1 protein-coding gene and 1 pseudogene are annotated in these 764 nt (G+C 64.9%); both read left to right on the top strand.

What is annotated here, in order from left to right:
- On the top strand, positions 1 to 366 hold a 366-nt coding region (locus P0D73_RS46590), incomplete at its 5' end, for a winged helix-turn-helix domain-containing protein (protein WP_408321414.1).
- Positions 366 to 764: pseudogene (locus tag P0D73_RS46585) on the top strand (heavy metal sensor histidine kinase); the annotation flags it as partial. The gene P0D73_RS46590 and the pseudogene P0D73_RS46585, both read left to right, overlap by 1 nt.

Here is a 764-nt window from a genome sequence, read left to right as displayed (position 1 = left end):
GTCGAATTGCTGGCGCGCGTGCGTACGTTGGCGCGCCGCGGCCCGCCACGCGAAAGCGAACTGATCAAGGTGGGCGATCTGGAAATGGATGTGAACCGCCGGCGCGTGAAGCGTGGCGGCATGCGCATCGATCTCACGCCGCGCGAATTCTCGCTGTTGCAACTGCTCGCGCGCCGTCAGGGTGAAGTGCTGAGCCGCACGCAGATCGCGTCGTATGTGTGGGACATGAATTTCGACAGCGACACCAATGTGGTCGAAGTGGCGATCCGCCGCTTACGCACCAAGATCGACGACAACTTTCCCGTCAAGCTGATCCACACCGTGCGCGGCGTGGGCTATGTGCTCGAACTGAAGGACATCGCTTGATGCGCGGCCGTTCGCTTGCCGCGGCGCTTGCGCTGGCGTTCGGCGCGACGACGCTGGCGGTTTTCGTGCTCGTCGGCAGCTTTCTGTATGTCGCGCTCGAAAAGCAGATCAAGGCGCAGGACAATCTCGACATCGTGCTCGCCGCGCGCCACGCGCGGCGGCTCGCCGAAGAACTGGATTCCGCGCAGGGCATTCGCGAGCACAGTGAGCGCTTGACCAGCATCGTGCTCGGCAACGAAGCCATGTCGATGGAAGTGTTCGATCCCGACGGCACGCGGGCAATCGAACACAATATCGCCGGCGCGCTCGCCGTGCCGGATGCGGCAAGCGGCGCCGCGACCATTGCGGCATTGCCGCCGCTCGCGCGGGTTGCCGCGACGGCGCGCATCACCGAGACG

Origin of the sequence: Paraburkholderia sp. RL18-101-BIB-B (assembly GCF_046026985.1) — a bacterium.
GTDB lineage: Bacteria > Pseudomonadota > Gammaproteobacteria > Burkholderiales > Burkholderiaceae > Paraburkholderia.
The sequence above is the reverse complement of the archived record's forward strand: the minus strand, read 5'-3'. Positions and strand labels throughout refer to the sequence as shown.